The sequence below is a fragment of the Streptomyces sp. NH27 genome, from assembly GCF_056859195.1.
Genome location: NZ_JACEGK010001024.1, coordinates 1 through 814, shown reverse-complemented (window position 1 = coordinate 814; position 814 = coordinate 1). Strand labels below are relative to the sequence as shown.

Sequence of the window (814 nt, the reverse complement as noted above, 5' to 3'; positions counted from 1 at the left end):
ACGTGGGGCGGGTCGAGCCATGGGACATCGGCCCTGCGGGCTTCCCCGCCGAGCAGGTCGGTGAGCGGCGGGACGCCGCAGGAAGGGGCGTGGTCCGCCGCGCCGCGCCCGGGGTGACACGCGGGCACGGCCGGGCCGGACCGGGGGGCGCGTCGCGGGTGCCGGCGCGGGCCGACGGAAGCGAGGCCGGCGCGGCGGCCGGCGATGCGGTCACCGTGGTCGCCCCCCGGGACGGGCTGCTCGCCTACGCACCCGATGTGGTCCAGGCGCGCCGGCTGGTGGCCTCGGGGGTGCCGCACCTCTACGCGGGGGTGCTGGAGGGCATCGGCCTGGTCGGGCCGCTGGTACTGCCCGGGCGCAGCAGCTGCGGGGAGTGCCAGGGCCTGGCACTGGCCGACCTCGATCCGGCCCTGCCCCGGGTGCTGGCCCAGTTGCGCTCGGGACGCCCGTCCGCGGTACCGGCCTGCGACATCGCACTGGCCACGGCGGTGGCGGGGCTGGCGGCCGCGCACGTACTGGCGCACCTGGACGGACGGGTGCCACCGAGCGCGGGCGCCCGGGTGGAGCTGTCCCTCTCCCGCTTGTCCACCCGGGTGCGGGCGCTGCCGGCGGACAGTCGCTGCGGGTGCCGGGCAGCGGCGCGGATGCGGACCGGCTGCCCGGCGGGGGCGGAAGGAGGGATCGCGGACGACGCATCGGCGGTGCCCGGCGTCGGGGGCGGTGGCGCCGCGAGCGGGAGCGGCGCTGAGGCTACTGCCGATGCCGAGGCCGAGGCCGGTGCGGCTGCGGCCGGCGCACCTGCCGGGGTGTGGAC

At 79.6% G+C, this 814-nt stretch carries 1 pseudogene; it reads left to right on the top strand.

What is annotated here, in order from left to right:
- A pseudogene (locus tag AC13HU_RS37805) lies at positions 1-814 on the top strand (ThiF family adenylyltransferase); the annotation flags it as partial.